11 protein-coding genes are annotated in these 25,932 nt (G+C 35.2%); 5 read left to right on the top strand and 6 right to left on the bottom strand.

The genetic code is table 11. The features are described 5' to 3' along the window. Positions 1-79 precede the first annotated feature (79 nt). Positions 80-760, top strand: coding sequence for a ComF family protein (locus RB618_RS06355; protein ID WP_308067986.1), 681 nt, complete (start codon positions 80-82; stop codon positions 758-760). A gap of 17 nt (positions 761-777) precedes the next feature. Here RB618_RS06355 and RB618_RS06350 read toward each other — a convergent pair whose 3' ends face one another. Further along, positions 778-3,447: a reprolysin-like metallopeptidase gene (locus RB618_RS06350; protein ID WP_308067985.1), complete on the bottom strand. Its 2,670-nt coding sequence runs from the start codon at positions 3,445-3,447 to the stop codon at positions 778-780. 193 nt (positions 3,448-3,640) lie between these two features. Here RB618_RS06350 and RB618_RS06345 point away from each other — a divergent pair, with 193 nt between their 5' ends. Both RB618_RS06345 and RB618_RS06340 read left to right on the top strand, forming a co-directional pair. Further along, entirely contained in the window at positions 3,641-4,588 is a 948-nt protein-coding gene (locus tag RB618_RS06345) for a bifunctional riboflavin kinase/FAD synthetase (protein WP_308067984.1), read from the top strand. A gap of 99 nt (positions 4,589-4,687) precedes the next feature. Continuing rightward, positions 4,688-5,125: a hypothetical protein gene (locus RB618_RS06340; RefSeq protein ID WP_308067983.1), complete on the top strand. Its 438-nt coding sequence runs from the start codon at positions 4,688-4,690 to the stop codon at positions 5,123-5,125. Positions 5,126-5,348: 223 nt separating this feature from the next. Here the strand turns inward: RB618_RS06340 and RB618_RS06335 are convergent, their stop codons facing one another. The 3 genes from RB618_RS06335 to RB618_RS06325 all read right to left on the bottom strand — a co-directional run bounded on the left by RB618_RS06335 (position 5,349) and on the right by RB618_RS06325 (position 19,337). After that, positions 5,349-10,145 (bottom strand): T9SS sorting signal type C domain-containing protein, encoded by a 4,797-nt coding sequence (locus RB618_RS06335; RefSeq protein ID WP_308067982.1) that lies wholly within the window; start codon positions 10,143-10,145, stop codon positions 5,349-5,351. Positions 10,146-10,596: 451 nt separating this feature from the next. Then, positions 10,597-14,466, bottom strand: coding sequence for a T9SS sorting signal type C domain-containing protein (locus RB618_RS06330; RefSeq protein WP_308067981.1), 3,870 nt, complete (start codon positions 14,464-14,466; stop codon positions 10,597-10,599). Between the two features lie 152 nt (positions 14,467-14,618). After that, complete coding sequence (locus RB618_RS06325; protein ID WP_308067980.1) at positions 14,619-19,337, bottom strand: T9SS sorting signal type C domain-containing protein; 4,719 nt, start codon at positions 19,335-19,337, stop codon at positions 14,619-14,621. Positions 19,338-19,620: 283 nt separating this feature from the next. On the opposite strand from RB618_RS06325, the gene RB618_RS06320 reads away from it, so the two are divergent. Both RB618_RS06320 and RB618_RS06315 read left to right on the top strand, forming a co-directional pair. After that, entirely contained in the window at positions 19,621-20,103 is a 483-nt protein-coding gene (locus tag RB618_RS06320; protein ID WP_308067979.1) for a regulatory protein RecX, read from the top strand. A 408-nt stretch (positions 20,104-20,511) separates the two neighbouring features. Then, entirely contained in the window at positions 20,512-24,786 is a 4,275-nt protein-coding gene (locus RB618_RS06315; protein WP_308067978.1) for an Ig-like domain-containing protein, read from the top strand. A gap of 38 nt (positions 24,787-24,824) precedes the next feature. Here RB618_RS06315 and RB618_RS06310 read toward each other — a convergent pair whose 3' ends face one another. Both RB618_RS06310 and RB618_RS06305 read right to left on the bottom strand, forming a co-directional pair. Further along, positions 24,825-25,439 carry a hypothetical protein gene (locus RB618_RS06310; RefSeq protein WP_308067977.1) on the bottom strand — a complete coding sequence of 205 codons (615 nt, stop codon included), beginning with the start codon at positions 25,437-25,439 and terminating at the stop codon, positions 24,825-24,827. After that, the gene (locus RB618_RS06305) at positions 25,429-25,932 is read right to left on the bottom strand and encodes an RNA polymerase sigma factor (RefSeq protein ID WP_308067976.1); all 504 of its coding nucleotides are present in this window, start codon (positions 25,930-25,932) and stop codon (positions 25,429-25,431) included. Before RB618_RS06305 ends, RB618_RS06310 begins: the two co-directional genes overlap by 11 nt.

Raw genomic sequence — 25,932 nt, 5'->3', positions numbered from 1 at the left:
AACTAGCTTTATAAAAAAGAAAAATTATAAAGATTGAAGCTTTGATTTTGTTACTTTTGTAAATAAAATCTCTCTTTTTGTGATTAATTATCTAATAAATCTATTTTTCCCTAAAGTCTGTAGCGCATGCCACTCACTTTTACTTCAGAATGAAACGGTTTTCTGTACCGTCTGCCGACACGAAATGCCTCTAACCCAATATCATTTAAATCCTAAAAATGAAGCTGTAAAAAAGTTCTATGGCAAAATCGATATTCAATTTGCATCGGCATTTTTGTATTTTAATAAAAAAGGAATGGTTCAAGAGTTAATTCACAATTTAAAATACAAAGGACATCAGGAAATTGGAACTGTTTTAGGAAATTGGTATGCCGAAGATTTAAAAGAAGTTTCTTTTGAAATTCCTTTCGATGCTATAATTCCTGTCCCGCTTCATAAAAGAAAATTTAAGGAACGTGGCTATAATCAGGTTACCACTTTTGGAAAAGCAATCGCATCGGGTTTTGAAATTCCTTTTGCAGAAAATATCTTGATCCGAAAACTATATACTAAAACACAATCCAAGAAAAACCTTTTAGGAAGATCTGAAAATATCGAAAACATTTTTGATGTCAAATTCAGTGAATCTGATCACAACAAACATTTTTTAATTGTTGACGACGTGCTTACAACAGGTGCAACACTTGAAGCATGCTCAAAAGCTTTGCTAAAAATACCAGGCGTTAAGATTAGCATACTCTGTATGGCAATGGCACATTAAACTTTGAAATTCAAAAATTAATTCACCAATATTTTTTTCACTTCTTTTCTGTTGCCATCAGTAACCGTTACAAAATAAAGACCTGAAGGCACATCTGGCAATTGAATATCTTGAATAAAATAGCCTGAACCTTGAAAAGTTCTATCGTAAACATATTTTCCATTAATATCATTAACGTAAACTTTAATCTCGCTTACTGAATCTCTTTCAAATTGTACTGTAAAAGTTCCTTTGTTTGGATTTGGATACGCAACAAAATCAACATTTTCAAAATCGTCATTTCCTAGTGTATAGGTTTTAGAACAAATATTTACTGATGCAGAATTTATTGTTCCCAAAGCACCAACTGTATCATCAAGAACTCTAAAAGTCCAATTTCCTTGAGGGTTTTCTCCATTAAAAGCACTTAGAGCAGTAGATGGAATAACAATCTGGCTAGTAGTTGTATTACAGTTTAAAGCTGTCCCGCTATCATCAAACTGCAATGCAAAAGTTGAATTTGTACTTCCACAATTTTTGTTAAATAAAGTCACTATTGTTCCGTTCGGACTTATGATTTGCATCGTCAAATCTGAAAATCTCGCGTGTGTTACATTTACCGAAACATTGACATCTGAAACCGATCCAGAAGAAGCAGGCACAGAAACGGTTTTGTTTACATTTACATTATCACCTGTTGAATATCCACCGCCAAAATTATATGAAGCACAAGATGTTGAAACCGTATATCCTACTGCAAAAGGTTTCGAATTTATAGCATAATAAATATTATTAACTGGCTCTATTAGAAGTCTGCAATTGGTCGAGGCGTCAATTTCTGGAACCAATATCGTTTCAGAACCATCATTTGGAGTATTAGCCGCTAAAACCACTGGATATGTTAATCCGCCATCTACAGATAATTTTATATTTACGCTTGATGATCCGGGTAATGCATTTGTGTTATTTACACTCCACGTAATTGTTTGTGCAGACCCTTTTGCCCACCCCAGATTATCGTCTGTTTGTGAAGTTACGGCAAATGGTCCAGCTGAGGCGCTTACGGTCACAACCATTGCATCAGTATTGGTTTGTCCATTTCCTGCAGCGGCATTGTCTCTTCCTGTAAGCGTAAAATTCATTGTCTTTGCAATAGAAGAAACAGATTCCCAAGTTGTTGTCAACTGATTATTTAACACCGAACTTAAAGCAGGCATATAACGAACCGGAGAAGATGTTGGCGGTAAAGATCTAAACATTGGTCCATCTGTTTTTGTTGCAGATGCAAAACTATTACCAGCAAAAGCTGTTGTCGCGCTATCGTATTGTTCCCAAGTGTATGTTATGGCATTCCCTTCAGAATCAGAACCTGTTCCCGTTAAAATAAATGGTGTACTAATTGGAATTGTATAATCTAAACCAGCCTTAATATCAGGTGGATTATTAGTAGTTATAGGTATTGAAACAGGACAAGTTTTCCCTGCTAGATTATTTTGTATCTGGCTAATACTTGCATAAGAAAAATAGTCATCTGAATGATCTTGTATATTATAACCTTTTGTTACACCTGCATATCCCATAATAGTTGACCCACTTCCAGGTTCATAACATGCTCCATAACCTTCATTTTGAAAAGAAAAAGTATGTGTACCTCCAAGCTGATGTCCCATTTCATGAGCAACAAAATCTATATCAAAATTATCTCCTTGTGGTTTTGCGTCGGCTGGAGATGTAAACGCGCTCCCCTTTCCTATTGGTTGGCTAGAAGTTGGACTCTCGCATATACAGCCAATACAACCAGCATTTCCTCCTCCACCAGAAGCTCCAAACAAATGTCCGATATCATAATTGGCTTCACCAATAACATTGGTTAATGTAGTCTGCACTTCTTTAGCCCAGGTCCCTCCATCTGCCGCGCCCACCGATGCAATAGAATAAGGATCTGTCGAGGCATCTGTATAAATAACAGCATCATTGTTTGCAATTAAAATTAATTGCACCGCAAGATCTCTATTAAAAATACCATTCACTCGCGTTAAAGTGGCATTCATTCCAGCTAAAGCTCCTGTTTTTGTTCCGCCAAAATAAGCTGTATATTCTCCTGTGCAGGACAATGCCAATCGAAGCGTTTTAAACTGTTTGGCATTAGATGCTGTTTTTGCGGTAGTTGAAGTTTTATTAACAGAAACAAAATCGGTTGTTTTACAGTCTAACAACATTTTTGACGTTGCGTTATCTGTCGATTTAAACAAAACATATTCGGATTTATTGTCTGGGTTTTGTTCAATATATTCTGTTGGCTTTGCTGTTCTCAAAACCATAGTCTGCATTCCGATTGGGGCAACGCTAAAATGTATTTTAGCATTTTTATCGTCAATTCCACGGCCTTCATAAGACCTAATTTCTGGATATTTGGCTTGTAATTCCGGATCAAAATTAGAGGATTCCCAAACCGAAAAACGTTCCAAAATTCCATCAGTATTCGGGATCGTAATTTCTGATGCTGTGTTTTTTGCTGTTTTATTTGATGCTGAAGCTAACTTCGAACTAAGAAGACTAGCATTTAATTTATAATATAATTTATTGGAACTGACACCATCCGCCTTTCTTAAAGCTGATGAAGAAGTTACTTTCTGCCATAAAACATCTTGTGCATTAATATTTGCAGAACAAAAAATCAGAAACATACAAAGTAGTTGTTTTCTCATACCCTTAAAATATATTAATCAAAATTACTTCAATTAATTTGAAATCATATTATCTACACGACAATTATTGCTATTTAATCGACTAGTCGGCTTATTTTTACAAAAAGATAGATTATACGTTAAAATTCAATTTGGCATAGTATTAAATTTAAAAGAGAATAGTATAAATTTGCAGCATCTTAAATAATTTGTTTTGAAGCTCTTTCATTCTATAAACGATTTTCAGTCAACCAAGAAAACAATTTTAACTCTTGGCACCTTTGATGGCGTGCATATTGGTCATAAAAAAATTCTGGAACGTATTACTCAGAATACTGAAAATGGAAAATATGAAAGTCTGGTCCTAACCTTTTTTCCGCATCCGCGAATGGTTCTTCAGGAAAAATCGGAAATTAGATTACTAAACACTATTGGCGAAAAAATAAGACTTTTAGAGGCCACAGGTATCGAGAACTTAGTTGTCCATCCTTTTAATGAAAGTTTTTCAAGATTAACTGCTGAAGAATTCGTTCGTACCATTTTAGTAGAGAAATTTCAGATTCAAAAAATCATCATTGGACATGATCATCGCTTTGGTCGCAATAGAACTGCAAATATTGATGATTTAATTGCTTTTGGATTAGAATACGGATTTGAAGTAGAGCAGATTTCTGCTGAAGAAATTCAAGATGTTTCGGTTAGTTCAACCAAAATCAGAAAAGCTTTAAACGAAGGAAATATGGCTTTGGCCAACGAATATTTAGGCTACAGCTATTTCCTAAACGGAACGGTCGTAAAAGGAAAACAGCTTGGAAGAACAATTGGTTTTCCAACAGCGAACATTCACATTGAAGAAGATTATAAATTAATCCCAAAAATTGGTGTTTATGTTGTCAAAGCTACTATAAACAAAGAAACTGTTTTTGGCATGATGAATATTGGCTTCAATCCGACTGTTAGTGGTGACAAACAAACCATCGAAGTGCACTTATTTAATTTTGACAAAGACATTTACGATCAGAATATTGAGGTTTCTTTATTGCATTATATTCGCGAAGAACAAAAATTTAGTTCAGTAGATGCCTTAAAAGCACAGCTTCATCAAGATCAGATTAATTCTCTGGCTTTTATAAACTCTTCATTAAAAGACCATACAGCATAGTTTTTACCGTTTTTAAATCATCGTAGTCATTTTTTTAGTAAATTTGATAGAATACTGTTTTTCAAACATTTACTATTAACTTCTAAAAAAATGACCACTATGAAATTACCTAAAGAAATTATCAACGGGTTTTTGATTTTCCTCGGAATTGGCATTTATTTTTTATTAATGAATGTACTGGGTTTAGCAGATTTGTTTTATTTGAGAACACTGAATGTTTTCTTTATATTCTACGGTGTTAATAGGACAATGCAGATGAATTTTCATGAAGGAGAAACCGATTTTCTATCTAATGCCATTTCTGCAATGACTACCTCTGTGGTTGGTGTTGCACTAAGTATTTTTGGATTATTGGTTTACAGTTATGCCCGAGGCGGGGATGCTTATGTTAGAACTTTGTCTGAAACTTTCATGTTCGGAGGAAATCCATCAGTGCCAACTTATTGCATCTGTCTATTATTTGAAGGAATCGCTTCTTCTGTAATAGTTACTTTAATGATGATGCTATATTGGAATAATAAATATGCTGCAGATTGATTTTTAATTAACCGATTGCAATCATTTTTAATTCGATTAAATCAAAAATTTAACTAAAAGAGTTCTATCCTCTTTTTAGATCTTTTTAAATTGCTTATAGCTCTTAGCTATAAGCAATTTTTTATTTAGTAAAATGCCGTTAAAACAAATTGAAAGGGTAAAAAAAATCTCGCGAGATGATTTTGTTTTCCAGTATTTAAAAAACAAATTCCTATTGTTTTATTTATCTAAAGACAATTTTTCTTGTCACTTTTTGTCCGTTGTCTAAAGTTGTTTTAACCAATAAAATTTGGGGTCCTGATTGAAAATTCGGTATGAGCCATTCCCTATTTTCAATTTGTTTTTTATTGTATAGTAATTTACCGCCCACATCATAAATAGCCACTTCTTGAAGATTTTCCAGCTCAGAAACAGATTGAAGTTTAATGTTTTTATCTTTAACTGAAACAAAAATTTTCTGATTTTGGTTTTCAAAATCTTCATTGCCCAACGATTTGTCCTCGTTTGGATTTTTGTAACGCAAGATAAAACGATCTAAAAAAGTTCCCGGTACCGATGTAAACGTATATCCTCCAGATTTAAGATTATGTACAGTATGTGTCACTTTATCTTCCAAATAAATATCCTGATTGCTCAAATCTCCATCTGTATGATCGATAGCGATTGTGAAATCACCTTTTTCAATAGTAGACTTATATCCTAACGGAATGCTATCTGTTACAGCAAAAGGCACTGCTCTTCCTTGAATAACTAGTTTATTGCCTTCATTGATGCTATAAAAATCTACATAAGGGTTTCCATTTAATGTAACCGCATCATAATTAAAATCAAAAGAATTTGTCGCCCCTGTTATATATCCAATTAGCAATTGCTTAAAAGCTCCTTGCGTATTGGTAAAATTTAGCCATACGCGATGTTTCTCTATAACTAACGCAGATTTATAAAATTGGCTATTATTGCTAGGCACTCGCATTGAATTTGTAAAAACACCTCTTTGTCCGGTTCTAGCTTTTGCAAAAAATGCTTGTCCAGCAGCTATATACCCCTTTGGCGGAGTTTGATTTCCTGGTGATGACGCACCATCACCAATTAAATTACCAACTGAAGTATCTCCTGACAAATTGTATATTGCATAATCATCACTAGTATAACGATAAGTAGTAGTTCCTGGAACGGTTATTCGAGGAGGCGTGTTATGAGTCCAAAAAAATAGTGTTCCATAAAAATTAGCCGCATTATCACGAATAAATAGATCTGCATAAATTGCCGAAGGATATGGATTACCAAAAAAGCAAAACTTTTCTGCCGCCGCTGGAGGGCCTTGAATTGTTCCATTATTTGGCACTCCTATAAATTCCCCTGGAAAAACACTCGCTGTTCCAGTAGCAAAAGATTGTGGCCCTCTAATGCTATAACCTCTTCCTGCTTCCATTTCCATTGTACCGTACAAATTGGTAGCCCATTTAAATTCAGAAGACCAGTAAGAGTATTTATCGAATAAAGTTTCTGGCGAAAATTCGTTCATCGTAATACCTGCTACTGGAGACGACCAAAAGGTAAGATCAAATCGGCGCACTGATGTTTTTCTTCTGTAAGTTATATTGCCAACATTAGCTACATCGGCAGTCTGAACTAAACTTGAATTATTCTCAAAAATCAAAACTCCATTACCAAGTACACTTACTTCATTGGTTACTGTTATTGAATTTGTTTCTTCAACAATTAAAAATCCATTATTCTGAATCGTTAATCTGCTGGCAAAAAAACTTCCATCAGTTCCTGAAATAATCGGATTAATACCGTTATTTGAAATCTCTATGCAATCAGAAGCAACGGGAACTCCTGTTGGCGCCCAATTGGCACCATTTGCCCAATTGGCATCAACATTTCCATTCCAAACTTTAGTAATAGAAGCATTTATTGTAATTGGTGTCGCATCTGATTCGCAACCTGTTGTCGTATTTTTCACCCGAACATTGTAGCCCCCAGAAGACAAACCTGTGAATATACCAGAAGTATTACTAAAATCTACCCCATCTACACTATAAGTATATCCTGTTCCAGATGCTGGCGAAGTAACCGTAATAACACCAGTATTATTTACACAACTTGGCTGTTGTGTTACAGAGGCCGTTGGCGCAACCGAAACTGGATTTACAGTCAAAGAAACATTTTGGCTTGCTAAACAGCCGCTTGAAGTTGTAATAGTCATTATGCCGTTGTAAGTACCAGAAGTAGTATTTGCTGGAACATCAACATTTATAATATCTCCTGACCCAGAACTAAAAGCGAATGGTGTAGCTCCTTGATCTGTCAAAGCAATCCAATCAATTTCATAGCTAACAGGAGAACCTGTTGTAGAATTATAACTTAATGTAGTAGTCTGCGCCAATGAACTTTGACAAACAGGAGTGAAAATTCCCGCCGTACTTATAGTTGGAAGATTATTAATTGTCAAAGAAACTGCTTGTGTCGTCGAGCATCCGTTTGAGGAAAAAATTGTCATCACTCCGTTATAAGTTCCCGCTGCTGCATTTGCTGGAACATTAATATTATTGATATTTCCTCCTCCAGAATTGAAAGAGAAAGCGGTAATTCCTTGATCATTTAATGTTGCCCAATCTATAGAATAGTTTATTGGCGAGCCTGTCACAGCAGAATATGGTAAAGAAGCAGTTTGTGATGATACACTTTGACAAACTGGAATCAAATTTCCTGATGTAGTAATTGCTGGAACCGAATTAACTGTTATCGTAAAATTGTTTGCCAATGATACGCATCCATTTGCATTATTAACCGTTAATGTCCCTGTATAAGTTCCTGCCGCTGTATTGGCAGGTACGGAAATACTAATAGGACTTGCAGGCAAAGCCACATTTGAGACTGATGCAAAAGTATTTGTTAGACTGGCATTCCAAACAATGCTATAAGTTGTTGGAGAGTTTGACACAGCACTATAAGGCAATGTCGCACTTTGCACATTCGAACTGGCGCATACTGCTGTAGTGCTGCCTAATGTTATTGTAGGCAATGGATTTACAGTTACAGTAAAATTATTTGCCGATGATACACATCCATTTGCATTGCTAACCGTTAATGTTCCGGTATATGTTCCTGCTGCTGTATTGGCAGGTACAGGAATGTTAATCGGACTTGCTGGCAAGGCCATATTTGAGACTGGTGCAAAAGTATTTGTCGGACTGGCATTCCAAACAATGCTATAAGTTGTTGGAGAGTTTGATGTGGCACTATAAGACAATGTTGTACTTTGAGCATTCACGCTGGTACATACTGCTGTAGTGCTGCCTAATGTTATTGTAGGCAACGGATTTACCGTAACAGTAAAATTGTTTGCCGATGATATGCATCCATTCGCATTGCTAACCGTTAATGTTCCTGTATATGTTCCTGCTGCTGTATTGGCAGGTACAGAAATACTAATAGGACTTGCAGGCAAAGCCACATTTGAGACCGGCGCAAAAGTATTTGTCGGGCTTGCATTCCAAGTTATGCTATATGTTGTTGGAGAATTAGTAACTGCTGTATAAGGCAATGTTGTAGCCTGCACATTAGAACTTATACAAACTGCGGTTGTAGGAGCCAATGTTATTGTTGGCAAAGGATTTACAGTAATGGTAAAATTCGTGGGAGCTGCAGACACACACCCTGCCGCATTACTAACTGTTAATGCTCCTGTATATGTACCAGCAGCAGTTCCAGCAGGAACGGCAATATTTATTGGACTTGCCGGTAAAACAGCATTTGTTACTGGCAGAAAATTATTTGCAGGGCTTCCGCTCCATGTTATACTATAGTTTGTTGGTGTATTTGTAACTCCCGTATAAGGTAATGCTACATTTTGAAGACTTGCGCTCGCACATATGGCAGTAGTTGCCCCTAAAGCTATTGTAGGCGGGGCACTAACTGTAATAGTTACAGAATTAGGTGCACTAATAGACGAAGTACAATCTACTGAAGTCAAAGATGTAACTGTAATAGTACTACTGCCTAAAACATTCAATCCCGATGCAGTAAAACTTCCAGATCCTGCATTTGTAATAACCATTGGCGCTGTTTGTCCAACTGCATTTGGTTGACTTCTACTATAAGTTACTGTATATGTACCAGCTGGTAGACTTGCTGCTGTTCCTGTTAACTGTACTTGTGTGGTTGTTCCTGTACAAATATTTGGAGCAGATATCGAAGTAAAGCTATACGTTTTACAAGTATAAGTAATATTAACGTGGCCTCTTGCACCACCTCCTCCGTTTTGTAAACTTGTGTTACTTGCTGCTCCAGCTCCTCCGCCACCAAACTCCTTCCCCGCTTCTCCTGGACCATTTGCACCTAGTACACTAACGTAACCAACTCCTCCAGTCCCTCCCATATTTGTTCCCAAATTTCCTGCATCTCCCCCCTTTCCTGATGAAAGAAGCAGACCTAATAGTGTTGTTGCCCCAGCTCCTGAAGCTCCACCATTTGCTGTCGTTATACTTCCAATTGCTCCTGTAGTTATGGGTACGGCCCCTGGAGTAGGTCCAGTTGCTGGATTGGCATCCCCTCCTCTTCCGCCTGGTGCAAAAAAGAGTCCCGCAAAACCATTTATATACGAATCTTCTCCTTTAGCTCCATTTCCTGATCCTCCAGCAGTAGCTTTTGCAACAACTACATTTAACGTTTGTGCAGTTAGTCCTGTAATTTTTCCTCTTGCATATGCTCCTCCAGCACCACCCGCAGCACCTCTTCCATTTCCTCCTCCAAATAAAGCTCCACCTCCAGCACCCCCAGCACCCCAAGCTTCAACAGTAACTTCGTCCATACCTGCCGGAAGCGGGAAAGAAGGATTGCTAGTCGGAACTGAATGCACTAAGGTTTGCGCTTTTGAAGTAGTATAAAAAATTGATAAAACTAAAACTAGCAGAATTCTTAATCTCCTACTTGATTTTAATGGTTTCTCGCTATAAGTTACTAAAGTTGAAAAGCTGAAAAAACTCAGCGTAGTAAGTAAATCTTTTTTCATCTTGTGGCATTTTAGTAATTGAAAAATAAATTCAAACTCAAAACAAGATTAATTGCAAAATAGAAAAGGAAACAAAAACTTTAAGAATGTAGAATTAAAGATATAATCCCATTTTACAATCAATTTACGGCAGATAAATAACAGTCTTTTTAACTATGATTTTTGAAGAAAAAATTTAATCGAAAGGCTTATAGAGAAAGCATTTTATCGGTTTAAAATGCTTTTAATCGATTTAATTAAACTACAAGGTACGATTTTATTTACATTGAAATCCACAATATAGTATTAAACCCTTTATTTTAACACCTGATCAGAAGAAAATATAAAAAATAAGAATAAACTGTTAATTTTAAAAAACAGAAAAATTAATCAACTCATTAACAACAACTTACACTTAAAAAAGAAACTAACAGAGTTGATAAAAGAATTCTACAAGGCAATTTAACTTTATTTAGAAAATAACCTTTTTTGAAGTTGATTTTCCATTTTCAAAAATGGCTTTTACCACTAAAACCTGATGCGAAGAAAACAAGTTTTGAATCGACAGATTTTTAGTTTCAAGCTTATCTCTCCTATACAATTGATTCCCAGAAACATCAAATATTATCACCTCTTTCAGGCTCTCTTTATCAGATTCAATATTTATCGTTCGGTTTCTAACCGAAATTAAAACGTTATTTGAATTCTTTTCAAAAGTTTTATTTCCCAAAGCTTTATTAATGTAAGTTATTGAGAAACGATTATTAAAAGTGCCTATTTCAGAATCAAACTGATATGGTCCTTCAGAAAGATTATGCGTTCTATTTAATTCTTTATCCACTAAAAAAATAGGCTTATCATTAAAAAATTGATCTTGATGATCTATTTCAATTTTGAAATTATCCTTAACAATAGTTTTATAACCTATAAAAATTGAATCGTTTTCTAAAAAAGGCAATTCCCGACCTTGAATTATCAATTTTTTATTTTCAACTATACTATAAAAATCTAATGACATACTTGAACTTAAATATTCTGCATCATAATTTAAATCTAAAGAATTGGAGGCGCCAACTGCATAGCCTAACAGAATTTGTTTAAATTCATTTTCATTATTTTTAATGTTCAACCAAAACCTGTGCTTTTCGTAAGCAGATTTCAATTGTGTATTCAAAGCTGGACGAAAAAAAGAGGTGTTTTGATCCCGAACTCTCATGTTATTGTTAAACTCTAGATATCCAGTTTGATTACTTTTCACAAAAAAACCTTGTCCCGATGCGATTATGCCATCAGGTGTATCATTATTCACTCCAGAGCTTAAAGCTGCACTTGTACCAACGCCACCTAATAAATTATAAACTGCAAAATCATCGTTGCTATAACGATAGGTAGTAGTACCTGGTGTAGTAATTCTAGGTGGCGTATTATGTGTCCAAAAATATAGCGCCCCTTTTGTTTTTGGAGCATTCTCTCTTAAAAAATCATCTGCGCTTATGGCGCTCGGATATGGATTGCCTACTAAATAAAATCGATCTGCAGCAATAAACTCAACTTCTATTTTACCATTATTTGGAATTCCCTTAAAAACACCTTCAAATACTGCTCTTTCTACAGTAGAAAAACTTTGTGGACCTCTAACGCTATATCCATTTCCAGAAATCATAGTCATACTTCCATTAAGATTTGTTTTCCATCCTGCAATCGGATCATACCAGGAATATTTATCGAAAAGTGTTTCAGGCGAAAATTCGAATAATTTCATATCAGCCACTGGAGAAGACCAATAGGTGAGATCGAATCTAATTATTGGCTTTGTTTTTCTTTTTACATGAACAATTCCGGTATTTACAATATCATCGTCATCTTGATACAAACTAGCAGAATTTTCTAAAACAAGTATTCCTTCACCCGTATAAGAAAACTCAATACTGAGTGTGTTATTTTCAAGTAATGTGACTGTTTTTCCTTTTTCGATAGTACAGCCGCAAATATTAGCTGTCGTCAAATTGGGAAAATTTTCTTTAAAATAAACATCTTTTCCTGCAGAAGGAAACCCATTTGACCATGAAGTTCCGTTCCAAATTGTTGTATTAACACAAAACTTTAAACGAGCAATTCTATGTTTTGAAATACCAGAAACGGAGTTAAAATTTCCTCCAATTATCAATTTATAATCTTCATCAAATTTCATTGCTAACAGTGCATTATTTAATGGTACTGCAAAAGAATTATCATACGATCCTGAAGGCAGTAAACGAATAAATCTAGAAGAAGGAATAGTATTATAGGTTCCTGAAAAAGATCCTCCCACCAAAATTCTGTCATCTGGCTGTACTAGAATAGTTCTAACATCTCCTTTGCTAAAACCCGCACCAGAATTAAATGTCCCATCAAAACTACCGTCACTATTTAATCGGATAATTTTTCTTTGTGAATTGTTATTAAAAACCAAAAAAGAACCTCCAACAATAATCTTGTTATCAGATTGTAATGCAATTGTATACACATATTTATCAAAGCCATTCCCGATATTAAAATTTGTGTCAATACTTCCATCTGGATTCAACCTTACTAAACCTGCACAAGGGAATCCATTAAAAGTTTTAAAATGTCCTCCTACCAAAATCTTCCCATCCGATTGCAAAACCAAGCTTTCAACAGTATCATCGGCTCCTGAGCCAATATTAAAATCTGGATCCTTTGTTCCGTCTGGCAGTATTCTTGTAATTTTATTGGCATTAACTGTTGATCCTTTATACTTTGTAAATGATCCTGCCGCAATTATTTTTTGATCGGATTGAATTGCCAATGTATAAACTTGTGCATTAAATCCATCTCCACAGCTAAAAGAATTATCAATTTCACCATTTGGAAAAATCCTAACAATGCGATTATTAATTAGGTCATTATATTTTGTAAAATTACCTCCTAAAACAATCTTTCCATCGGTTTGCAATACTGTAGTTTTTACTAGATTATTGCTTCCCGTAGTATTAAAAGCAGGATCAATCATTCCGTTTTCTAAAAGACAAGCAATTTTGGGAGTGACATTTCCATTAAATTTTTTAAAATTGCCTCCCACAATTATCTTTCTATTGGGAAGCGGAAGAACACTAAGAACAGAATTATCAAATCCAATACCAGAAGCCAAATATGAAATGTCATGTTCGCCATCGGTACTAATTTTCACCAATCTCCCTTGATTTTGACCATTAAAAACAGTGAAAGAACCTCCAGCAAACCAAGAATCTTCTTCATCAAATTCTAAAGCAAAAACTGAAGCAGAAGCAGGCCCAGAGCCAATATCAAAATTAGGTTTTATACTTCCATCAGATTGGAGAAGAATTAATCTTACTGCTTCTGTGCCATTGTAAAATCCTGTAAAGGATCCTCCAACCATGATATCACCATTTTTATTAATTCTAATTGTTGAAACTCCTTCTTTACTAAAGCCAGAACCCGTTACAAAACTTTCATCTTTAGTTCCATCCTCGTTCAATCGAATAATTCTATTTGCTACAACTGTATTAAAAAGCGTGAAGTTACCTCCTAAAACCATTTTCCCATCAGACTGTAAGGCTATGGCATTAACATCATCATTAAAACCTGTACCGATATTGAAAGTAGAATCAAAAGTTCCATTAGCATTTAGTCGAATTATCCGATTAGCAGAAACACCATTAAATGCTGAAAAATTGCCTGTGAGAAGTATTTTCTGATCTGATAAAACTTTTGCATGTGTAACGTTTAATGCAGATCCAGAACCTGTTAAAAAAGTAGAATCGAGTGTTCCGTTTGGTAATAAACGTGCCACTCTGTTTACTGTACTATTATTATACTTTGTAAAACTTCCAACAATAATTATCTTCCCATCAGGCTGCAAGACAATATCATAAACAATTCCTGTAGTTGCTCCAATTATTGTATTAAAAGTCGCATCATAAGAACCATCTTCATTTAGACGGATTATTCTTCCCGCACTAATTCCGTTATAGCTTGTAAAGTTTCCGCCAACTATAATTTTCCCATCTGACTGTAAACAAGAAGCATAAATTTTACCATTAAAACCTGTCCCAGTATCGAAACTTTCATCTATAGAACCGTCTAAATTTAAACGGGTAAGATATGACGCTGGTGTTCCATTCAAATTCAAATAGTCACCTCCCACGAGTAAAGTTCCATCACGCTGAAGAAGAAGTGTCCTTACCGTACCATCAAATCCATCGCCAATTTGTCCATCGTCGAGAACATTAAAAGAACTGTCTACTTTACCTTGCTGCGAAAAAACAGTTTGAGCAGATAGTGAAATTAGGATTAATGAGTAAAATAAGTTTTTAATCAAAACAATATAATCAAAGTTAATATTTGTAAGAATTAAACTAAATTATAAAGCATTAATTAAAAATACAATACCAAGATTTAGGGATATTTACATATAAAAAAAATCCATTCTTTTAATAAGAATGGACTTTTAAATTATAAGATGTTTTTTTATTACAAATTTGAAAAAATCACTTTTTTAGTAATTGTAGACCCGTTTTCTAGCGTTATTTTAACTAACAAAACCTGATCGCTAGAACGCAAATTAGTAATCTGCAATTCAGAAGAATTTACTTTATTCTTGCTGTATAACAATTGCGCTCCTACATCAAAAATATTTACCTCTTTAATTGTTTCTTTAGAAGAAGTAATATTTACTATTTTGTTTTTTACTGAAACCATAACACTATTCTCAAGGTTTTCAAAATCATCAGTACCTAATGTTTTATTTGTGTAACGAAGAACAAAACGATCTGTAAAAGTTCCGATGCCAGTTTTGAAAGTATAATTTGAAGCTCTCAGGTCTGTTATAGTGCCCGTTGTTTTGTCTTCCAGATAAACGGCTTGCTGGCCAAAAAATCCATCTGCGTGATCTATCGAGATTGTAAGCTGAGTTTCGGCAACCGATTTATAGCCAAGAGGAATTCTTTCTGTATTGTCAAAAGGCAAACTTCTCGCTTGTATGGATAGCTTTTGTGTCTCATTGATGGTATAGAAGTCTACGTAAGAGTTTCCAGCTAATGTAACTGCATCATAATTGTAGTCGAAACTGTTTGTTGCGCCTTCCGCGTATCCGATCAATATTTGTTTGTATGCATCTTCGGCATTGCTTAGGTTTAACCATAAGCGGTTTACTTCAATTGCAGCTTCTTTTGCTGTAGTTTTAAAAAACTGTGAATTCTCTGCTTTTACACGTTGCCCATTATTAAATTTAATTAAAGTAACTTTTGGTTTTATAAAGAAACCTTGCCCTACACTAATATATCCCGAAGGAGTCTCGCCTCCAGTTGTAGCTCTTGTTGCTCCAAGTAATGTGAATACTGCATAATCTGGGCTGCTGTATCTATAGGTAGTGGTTCCGTCTACTTTTTTTGGCAGCGACATATGCGTCCAGAAGTATAATGCTCCAACATCTCCATTATCAGCAATAAATTTTCGGCCATCGATAGCAGATGGGTAAGGGTTTCCGACAAGAAGATATTTATCTGCAGTAGTTGAAATTGGAACGTCTCCATTATTAGGTATTCCATAGAATTTTCCAGTAAAGTCAGCAGGGGCATCATTGCTGTAAGACTGCGGGCCTCTAATGCTATAGCCTTTCCCAGGTTTCATTTCCATAGTACCATACAGATTGGTTGCCCACTTGAAATCAGAAGACCAATAGGAATATTTGTCAAATAAAGTTTCCGGAGATAAATCTTTCATCATAAAACCATCTTGTTTCGTTGAAGTAATAGGACTTGACCAATACGTCAAATCAAAACGACGAATTTTGGTTTCTCTTTTATATACAATATCTCCACTATTTTGCACATTGGTGGTTTGTACTAAGCTTGAGCCGCTCTCAAACACCAATTTACCATTACTTGTTACCTTATTTGTGATTTCCAAAGTTACTCCCGATGGGATAATTACATCTGATCCAACTGTAATTGTTAAAGAACATGCTGTTATATTTGGCTTAGCCAGTGAAAAAGGCTGACCATTTGCTAAAGACGAAATCGTAACACTTTTGCTTCCATCAGGTTCCCCATTTGTCCATCCTGTAGGTCCCCAATCTGTATTAGAACTAGTATCAGCTATGGTAATCGTCGCTGAATTTGAAGTACAATTTAAGTCGTTTGTAACAGTAAAACTATAAGTGTCTGCTACTAAATCATGGATATCTAAAGAATTACCTGATCCTGGGTAATCTTTTGGCAGAGTTGTTACACCTGTTCTTTTAACAGTCCAATTTCCTGATAGATCTGTAATTGTAATACTTCCTAAAGTATTACAAGCTACATCGTTGTTTTTTGTAATTGTTGGGGCTGTAGGTCTTGGATTTACAGTTATTGTTCCCGTACCACTATCAGCAGTAGAACATGAACCACTTTTAACCACAGCTCTATAATAAGTAGTTGCTGTCAAATTATCTACTACTAAAGATGTATTCGCAGAATTAGGAATATCAGTAACTGGTGAAAAATTACTCGATGGTGAAGATTGCCATTTTGTAACTGATCCTGTATGACCACTTAATGTCAAAGTAGTACTATTGGTTCCTGAACAAACTGTTGTACTACCAGAAACGCTTCCTCCAACAGAAACTGGATCTATAGTAATTACAGCGCTTCCGTTCATATTTAAAGCACAACTATTTGGAGATGCATTAGTAGCAACTACAGTATAAGTACCCGCTGTTGTCTTTAATCCAAAATTAATTGCCGATCCTGTTGTTCCAGACATAGGACTTCCACTATCATTTCCATTCAATTTCAATTGATAGCTTACCCCTGTAGTTGAACTAGAGAGACCGACAGCAACTCCAGTATCACCAATACAGTAAGATCCTCCCCCTGTCACATTATAAACTATTGGGGCAGCTTTTATATTAACATATGTCGTAGAAGCAGTACTTGAACATCCACCTGCAGTGGTTACCACAACTGTTGCATTCTTAATTCCTGTTCCTGTACAAGTTATTGTTGGATTTTTAGCAGTAGTTGACGAAAATGTCACTCCTGGAGTTGTACTCGTCCAAGAATAAGTTACACCACTTGCCGAAACATTCTCAACATCTAATTGAATAGGCACTCCTTCACAAGCTTCTAACGTTTTATAATTCCCTTTAGGCGTTGTCGTAGCAATTGGAACCACTTGCGAACTCGGAATCAAAACAATATTATCAATAATCGTCCCAAGAGTAGTGGTTTCTAGAGAATTGTAAAATTCAATCCATATTGATGAGCTTGTCGGTGTAAATGGAAAACTAAAAAATACTGGTGTGTTAGTAGTATCACTAGTTGTAAAATTTCTTGATGTGGTATTTGATCCATCTATAATTTTAAAATCAAGTGCAGTAGTAGGTGAAGATCCTGGTCTTCGAGCGTAAAGAAAACTTAAAGTATAAGGAACCCCCGGAACAACGGCTACATTTTGTCCTAATGAAGCCTGTGAATCCAATTCTGCAGTAATATCATTATTTCCATTTGAAAAATAAACACTTTCGTCATAGACTTCAACATAGGATCCTTTTGTAGTTGCTCTAGACCAATCCTCCGTTCCTCTACTAAAATCACCGTTTTTTATTAAATTGCTAATACAAGTCGAAATGATTACTTGATCCGTAGATGTGCAACTACCATTACTTATTGTCCAATTCAAAACATATGTTCCAGAAACCGCAGGAGTAAATCTACTTGTTGGGCTAGAAACACTATTAAATTGACCTGCCGAAGTATTTGGTCCGCTAGCTACTGACCAAGCTCCTGTACCAACCGTAGGGGTATTAGCTGCCAATGTAAAAAAAGTATAATTTCCTGTTTGATCTGGACCAGCATTAGCTGATGTAGGGAGTTGACTTACGTTTACTGTAGCAGTACCTGTCATTTGTGCCGAATTTCCACAAGTTAATGTCGCTAATACATTAAAAGTAGTAGCTGTCGTTAAATTACCTGTAGGCAAACTAATAACTCCGCCTGAACCGGCAACTGGGGTTCCTACATTAGCATTACTTGCATTTCTTAATTGATAATTAACGCCAACTTCTGAATTAGCAACAGTAATAGTTGTACCTGAACCTGAGCAAACTGTTGAAGCTGTCGCTGCAATAGTCTTATTTGCTGGCGTTGCTACTATAGTTTGATCTCCCGTTTTTAGTACAGCATTACCTGGCCCTACTCCGTTATGATTATCTCCAAACCAAGCGACTAGCTCATACACAACATCAAAAGTAAGATTATTTATTCCTGCCGCTAAAGGAGTACCGTTTGTTGCACCTCCACTATTGGCTGCAGTAATTGTAAAAATGTATGTTTTAGTATCACCCGGAGCCAAATTTCCAGCATCGACTCTTACATTATAATCAGTCCAACTCGTGCCATTGGTATTCCACTTTATTCCAATATTAAAATCTGCCGAAGGCGTATCTGTCCAAGCCTTCGAACCAGTATTTTTTATAGTAACTGAAACATTTCTGGTTTCTCCTGCACACCATGTTGTAGATCCAGTATTTGAAGATATAATTTGGTATTGATAACTTGGAGTATATGTAATTCTTACTTGCCCATTTGCACCATCTCCTCCCGATCGATTGTTGTTACCGTTTCTTTCGCCGCCGCCGCCGCCGCCGCCAGGTATAATTCCATTTTCTCCGTTAGCATTTGCTCTTCCTATACCTCCAGTATTTGAAGTATTCCCACTATTGCCACCATTTCCTCCAATTGTACTACTATCATTTCCGTTTGCGCCTCTCAAATTAGTTGATCCACCTGTTGCTGTACCACCAGCTCCGCCAGCAGTTGTATCATTATCTTGAAGACCTCGTCCTCCTCCATTAGCCACAAGCGAATTTGAAGCTGTATAAGTTAGCGATGTCGCACTTCCAACAGTTCCATTACTAGTACTTCCAGTTCCACCACTCCCAATAGTGTAATTAATATTTTGACCAGCTGTTACTGAAAATGTCTTTAAAGAATAACCGCCGCCGCCGCCGCCGCTACCACCAACATTATTATTTCTCGAACCTCCACCAGCTCCACCAGCACCCCATATTTCAACGGTAACTTCGGTAGCACCTTGTGGAACTGCCCAACTTCGTGTACCTGGAGTATTATCTGTGAATACAATCTGGGCAAAAGAAGAAGAATAAAAAAATATTAGTAAAAACGAGTAAAGTAATTTTCTCATCATATAACAGTAGGTATTTGTTTTAAATTTGTTTTTGGTTTGCTTAAAGCAAAAAATGGCATTTTTTCCAAAAAAAGAACAATGTTCTTTTTAGTAATTATCTGAACCTTAAAATGTTAAATTCTGACATCTTAGGTCATAATTTCAAATGTTAAAATTCCGTACAAAAATATTTAAATTAGCCTAATACACAAGGTTATAATTTATTTCTTTTTATAAAACATTAACAAATTTTAGAATTAATTTATAACAACTGGCGAATTTTTTAATTTAAACGTTAAAACGAATGAAAAACCCCACGAATAATACTTTCACCATCAAAGAAGCTTTACAAAAGTTAGAGCATTTTTGTGCCTATCAAGAGCGTTGTCATGATGAAGTAGTTTCAAAATTATATGACCTAAAAATGACTCGTGACGAGATTGACAGTATTGTCGTACAGCTTATTGAAGGAAATTTTCTAAACGAAACCCGTTTTGCTTGTAGCTTTGCGAGAGGCAAACACCGAATTAAACATTGGGGTAAAATTAGAATCACAAATGAACTTAAGCTAAGAAACATTTCATCAACGAATATTACCTTGGCTTTGAAAGAAATTTCCGCCGAAGAATATTTCGAAACTTTCGAAAACTTATCAGAAAGATGTTGGAATAGCATTTCTGAACCTAACCAACTTAAAAAGCGCAAAAAATTCTGCGACTATATGTTGCGAAGAGGTTATGAGAGCAATCTTGTTTACGAAAAAGTTAAAGATCTAGAAGAAAAATAAACCTGCTTATTCTCTCTTAAAAAAAAGTTTTCTCCTATGCTTTCCTAAAGCATTCATTTCCCTTTAAAATTGCATTAAAATACTGCAAAAATCATAACAACTTTTCGTTATAAAATATTCCCTTTTTGTAGTTTTTACAACCAACTAGACGTTTTTCAGTCTAAAATTTCAAAAAACAGTCTTAAAAAATTTAATTTAACACAAATATTCTTATAATAACATCAAGCATTTTATAAGAATATTTGTCTAACATTAAAATTTTTAATGTGCTTCATCGAGTATTTTTTTAGTTCATCGATTATATGGGGGTTCTCAAAACCGCGCCAAGATTGAGCTCGTAAATGTATATACCTTTGTTTGGTTCGGAAGTCCTATGCCAGCATAACAAATTGATAAAAAACATTTAACATGAAAAAAACTCTACTTTTATTCTTATTATTGCCTTTTTTTGGATTTGCTCAAACTGCTTTAGTAAAATGGGACGCAGCAGATTCTGGCAATAGATATGCTCCTGTTCCATTAGTAGGAACAATTAACGGTTATGATTTATCAGCAACTGTAAGTAATTTATACGACTCTAACAATGCTGCTAATACTTTTTTTAAGAGTAGTGGCTGGCCAACACCTCTAAACAAAGGTGGCCAATATGATCTGACAAAATATGTACAATTTGCTCTGGGGCCTAAAACAGGAAGCAAGGTAAATTTAAGCACATTCGTTTTTGAGTGTAAATCTCCAGGTTCTCAAAAATATACAATTAAATACTCTAAACAATCTGATTTCTCATCTGGTGTTTATAATCTTCTTACAGCAACATCAGTTACGAGTGATTGGATACAATACACATTGAATTTTTCTGAAGAAATAAACCCTGTTTTACCTACTGAAAAAGTTTATATTAGAATTTATGCTTATTACACTAATAATGACTTCCAAATTAGAACTGGAATCAATAATGTTGTACCTACCATCAATGGTGAAGTATTAAGCTTTGATGCTACTAAAATATTAGCTATCAACGATTACGTTACCACTACAAAAGATGTAGCAGTTAATATAAATCCGCTAAGCAATGACGTAAACAAAGCCAACGTAAACACTTTAGTCATTTCTACACCTCCATCTGCTGCCGAAGGAACAGCGATACTTAATCCTGATAAAACTATAACTTTTAACCCTGCTGCAGGATTTATTGGTACTTCTGTTTTCAACTACACCATCTCAAATGCAACGGAAACATCTACAGGATCCATAAAAGTAACAGTAAATCAAGACACAACAGAGTTTCTATCGCTTTGGGATGGAGCCGATGATACTTTTAATCCCGTAACCAAACAATATGTAGACCCGAACTCTCCAATTACAAAAGCGGGCACTAACATAAGTTTAAATTATACATTTCATAACATAAATAATGCATTTTTTGAAACTAACGGCTGGCCTACTCCTTCTAATAACCCTAATGTTGTAAATACAGCAGACGAAACTAAGTATATTCAATTTAAAATCGCACCCGATTCTAAACACAAATTAAATCTTAAACAATTTAATTTTACTTACAGAGGAAAGAATCAAAAGTTTCTAGTAAAATATTCTAAGAATTCAGATTTTACAAGTGGTGCTCAGACATTAATACCAGAAAGTAATGCTGCCTCATCATGGACGCCGTTAACTAATAATATCGCATCAGGCCTAAACACTTTATCGCCTGGAGAAACTTTGTACATTAGATTTTATGTTTATGCTAGCTACAATACTTTTGAAATTAAAAATGGTAATGGAAGTCCTGAAGGCCCAGTAATCACAGGAACAATAGAAGATGTTTTTACCTTAACAGCAAAGAACGATGTTGTTTCAACTCCATCAAATCAGGCTGTAACCATTCCTATTTTAGATAATGATGTTATTGGTGGTTATCCTCTAGAAGCCATAACGGTAACACAACCTAGTAATGGCACTGTAACTGTAAACGGCCTTAACAATGTAACCTTTACACCAGCAGCAAATTTTGCTGGATCTGCAACATTTACATACACTCTTAAAAACACTAATTCTAATTATTCTTCTGCTACTGTAACTGTTAATGCTACAGCACCTGTTTGCAATCCAGGTGACCAAATTAAATACGGAGATAATAAATGGATCGGATATGTGTATAAAACAACAACTTTGCCACCAACTGGCACTCCTGCAGACCCAAATCCTGCAACGCCTACTACCATTCCGATTTCAAACATGACCTATATTGGACAAGTTGAAGAAAACAAACTATTTAATCGCGATATTGTACAAGGAACTGTTACTGGGTTAAATGCACAATTGTGCGAAACTCCTTCAGACTATTTCTTTGTTCGCTATAAAATGAAAGCCAAAGTTGATGTAACGGGCACTTACAATATCACTGTTGGAGGTGACGATTATTATCGTTTGTATTTAACTACAGCTTCCGGAACTACCATAATAATTGATCAATGGTCTGGTGTAAATTATTCTCAAAAGGCAGTAAATATGCAATTGACAGCTGGAGTAGAATATACTTTTGACTTAGAATATTACGAAAAAACAACCGATTCTAGAATACAGTTCTCTATGGGGTTAATAGCAGGAAGCAATACTGCGCCTTACCCATTCGGGGATAATTTATGGAAAGTTTACGGATTTACAACGGCAGCTTCTGGCAATAATTTTACAATTCCCCAAGGAAGTTATGCTGGATACTATAGCGTAAACCCTGTAAACATTAACACAACAGATTCATTTGCTCTTGCAGAATCACCTTCTTTTAATCCTGCTGCATCTGGATGGCAAGGAGCTCCTGTGCCTCAAGATTACTTTACTTTGGTTTACAAAAGACAAGGATTTCCTTGCGGAACATACCAGATACAAATTACGAACTGTGATGACCAAGTACAAATTTTCATTGATGACGAAAATGCGACTACTCCAGTTTATACATCACCAGGAAACATTAACGACAATGCTCCTGCAAACAATATATTAACCAGTCCTAGAGCTCTAGGCAAAGATTCTAAAGTTGAAATTCGTTTAAAAGATTATAAACAAAGCGCAAGACTGAATTTGAATTTTATTAAAATTGAAACAGATTACAACGGAACTGGAACTCCTAGCGCTAATAGCTCAATTATAATTAAATCTGACATTGTATTAAGTTCAGACCTTACCGTTTGTTCTTGCACCATAAATCCGAATATTACATTAACAGTTCCAAAAGATATTACTTTAACTGTTGATGAAAATATAAACGTAGGAACTGGCGGGAAATTACTTGTTCAATCTGGCGGGTCATTTCTTCAAACATCAACAAATAAAAACATGTTTACTGGAAGCAGTACTGCTTTTCAAATAGAAAGAACAACCAAAATTCGCCGTTTTGACTTGACGTATTGGTCATCGCCTGTAGACAACCCAGATTTTAAAATGAATACTTTATCTCCAGAAACTTTATTTGACAAATATTCCTATTGGTCTTCTGATTTCAAGTGGGCAACGAATCTGTACGGAACAATGACAATGCTACCTGGAAAAGGTTATAGCATAAGAGGCCCACAGTCTTACAGCAATGATGCCCCTGCTGACTTTACTGGAAAATTCTATGGAACACCTAATAATGGAGATGTTCCAATTTCAACTACTGCAGATAAATATCTTCTTGTCGGAAACCCTTACCCATCTGCTATCGATGGCCGAAAATTTATTATTGATAATGGAGATGTTGGAGCATTATACTTCTGGACGCATATGTCGCTGCCTCAAAAAGTAGAAGGAACCACTACCTATAGATACAGCAGCCCAGATTATGCAGTATTCACATTACTTGGAGCAACAAGAGCTACAACTGGAGGCGAGACTCCTTCGGGATATATTGGTGTAGGGCAAGGTTTCTTTATAAAACCAAAAGTTACTTTAATTAAATTTAATAATGGGCAACGTATAAAAGCGCAGAATACGCAATTTTTTAAAACTACAGCAAAAGAAGCTGCAATTGAAGTAAACCGCCTATGGTTAAACCTAAGCAATGCCGAAGATGCATACAAACAAATATTGATCGGATACGCAGAGGGGGCAACAAACAGTTTCGACTACAATTATGATGCAGTTGCATTGGCAGGAAACTCTTATGTAGACTTCTACACCATCAATGAGGCACAAAAGCTATCCATACAAGCGAGAAGTTTGCCTTTTGACAATACAGAAAGAATTCCTCTTGGCTATAAATCGGTTGCCGAAACTCAGCTTACAATCTCGATAGATCACGCAGATGGATTTTTTGGCCAGCAAGCCGTTTATCTGGAAGACAAAACAACAGGCACTATAACAGACCTGAGAGCTTCAAATTATACTTTCAAAACTGCCATCGGAACTTTTACAGATCGTTTTGTTCTTCGTTACACAAATAAAACATTAGGTACTGATGATTTTGAAAATACAGCAAATGGAGTCTTGGTAGCCACAAAATCAAAAGTAATAAATGTGAGCAGCGGAACTGAAAATATTAAAGAAGTACAGATTTATACTATGGGTGGACAATTGCTTTACAACAAGAACAAAATTGACTCCAAAGAACTAAAAATTGAAAATTTATATTCTAGCAATCAGGTTTTATTAGCAAAAGTAATCCTAGAGAATGGTCATATAGTCAACAAAAAAATCATATTTAACTAAGAACAAGAAACCCATCTTTACGATGGGTTTTTTATTTTTCATTCTTCTTTCAATTCGTCAATTACCTTTTTTATCTCTTTGGCGTATTTCCCATAAAACTTTTGAACCCACCATTCTAACGAAATTCCCATACAAAGTATTGTAAAAACAATGATGGCAAAAAGACCAAATAATTGCCCGTTAGAAAACTCATAATTCAAGAACCCAGAAGTTTTGGAAAGGCCATAAAAATAGAACCCCAATAAATAAACAACTAAGAAAGGCGTTAGCGAAAAACCAAATGTTTTATACAATTCCATATTCAGTCTAATATCAAAATACGTCTCATACAAACTGTCTTTTGTTCTCAATGTTGTTGCATTCAGCCTTTTAAAAAAGAAATATAATTTTACTAAATAATACACACAAACTGCTAAAAACAAGCTGTAAATTAAATAATATAAAAAAAACATCTGCGAGTTAAACTGGCAAATTATTGGAATTGTTCCGAGAAAAATCATAGATACAATTTGATACACAAATTCATTCTTCAGGTTTTTTCTAATTTTATCTAATGGCGTATTAGCAGATTGAATCTTTTCTAAATTTGTTGGCAAAATAACATTTTCGGGTCTTTCGTTATTCCACGCATTTTGTATATCGTTAAAATCCATATCCCTGATTTTTAATAATTTCTTTTAATTTTTCTTTAGCTCTATTTAATTTTACCCTAGCATTCCCTTCAGAAATTCCTAAATTCTCTCCTATTTCCTTATGAGAGAAACCTTCTAGCTGATAAAAAATGATGGCTTTATCGATTTTTTCTAATTTTTGCACAGCTTTATAAAAATGATCCAGTTGACTTTCTTTTATATAGAAATCACTTTCGTCTTCTTTCACATTCTCAGAAGGCATCTCATATTTATCCACCTTCCTTTTTTCTTTCTTTAAAAAGACAATTGCCGTATTTACTGCTACTCTATACATCCAAGTCGAAAACTGGCTTTCATTCCGAAAAGTATCATACGATTTCCAAAGCTGGCATATAATCTCCTGAAACAGATCCTGCTGATCATCGGAAGTATCCATATACATTTTAGAAACTTTATGCAAAATTCCTTTATGGCTTTCCATCCGATTTAAAAACTCATGTTCTTTCTCTTTCAA

Origin of the sequence: Flavobacterium sp. LHD-85 (assembly GCF_030929595.1) — a bacterium.
GTDB lineage: Bacteria > Bacteroidota > Bacteroidia > Flavobacteriales > Flavobacteriaceae > Flavobacterium.
The sequence above is the reverse complement of the archived record's forward strand: the minus strand, read 5'-3'. Positions and strand labels throughout refer to the sequence as shown.

What these genes read in the sequence shown, in the direction of transcription:
- RB618_RS06350 (WP_308067985.1), bottom strand. Translation starts at nt 3,447, where the DNA reads ATGAGAAAACAACTACTTTGTATGTTTCTGATTTTTTGTTCTGCAAAT.
- RB618_RS06340 (WP_308067983.1), top strand. Translation starts at nt 4,688, where the DNA reads ATGAAATTACCTAAAGAAATTATCAACGGGTTTTTGATTTTCCTCGGA.
- RB618_RS06335 (WP_308067982.1), bottom strand. Translation starts at nt 10,145, where the DNA reads ATGAAAAAAGATTTACTTACTACGCTGAGTTTTTTCAGCTTTTCAACT.
- RB618_RS06325 (WP_308067980.1), bottom strand. Translation starts at nt 19,337, where the DNA reads ATGATGAGAAAATTACTTTACTCGTTTTTACTAATATTTTTTTATTCT.
- RB618_RS06320 (WP_308067979.1), top strand. Translation starts at nt 19,621, where the DNA reads ATGAAAAACCCCACGAATAATACTTTCACCATCAAAGAAGCTTTACAA.
- RB618_RS06315 (WP_308067978.1), top strand. Translation starts at nt 20,512, where the DNA reads ATGAAAAAAACTCTACTTTTATTCTTATTATTGCCTTTTTTTGGATTT.
- RB618_RS06310 (WP_308067977.1), bottom strand. Translation starts at nt 25,439, where the DNA reads ATGGATTTTAACGATATACAAAATGCGTGGAATAACGAAAGACCCGAA.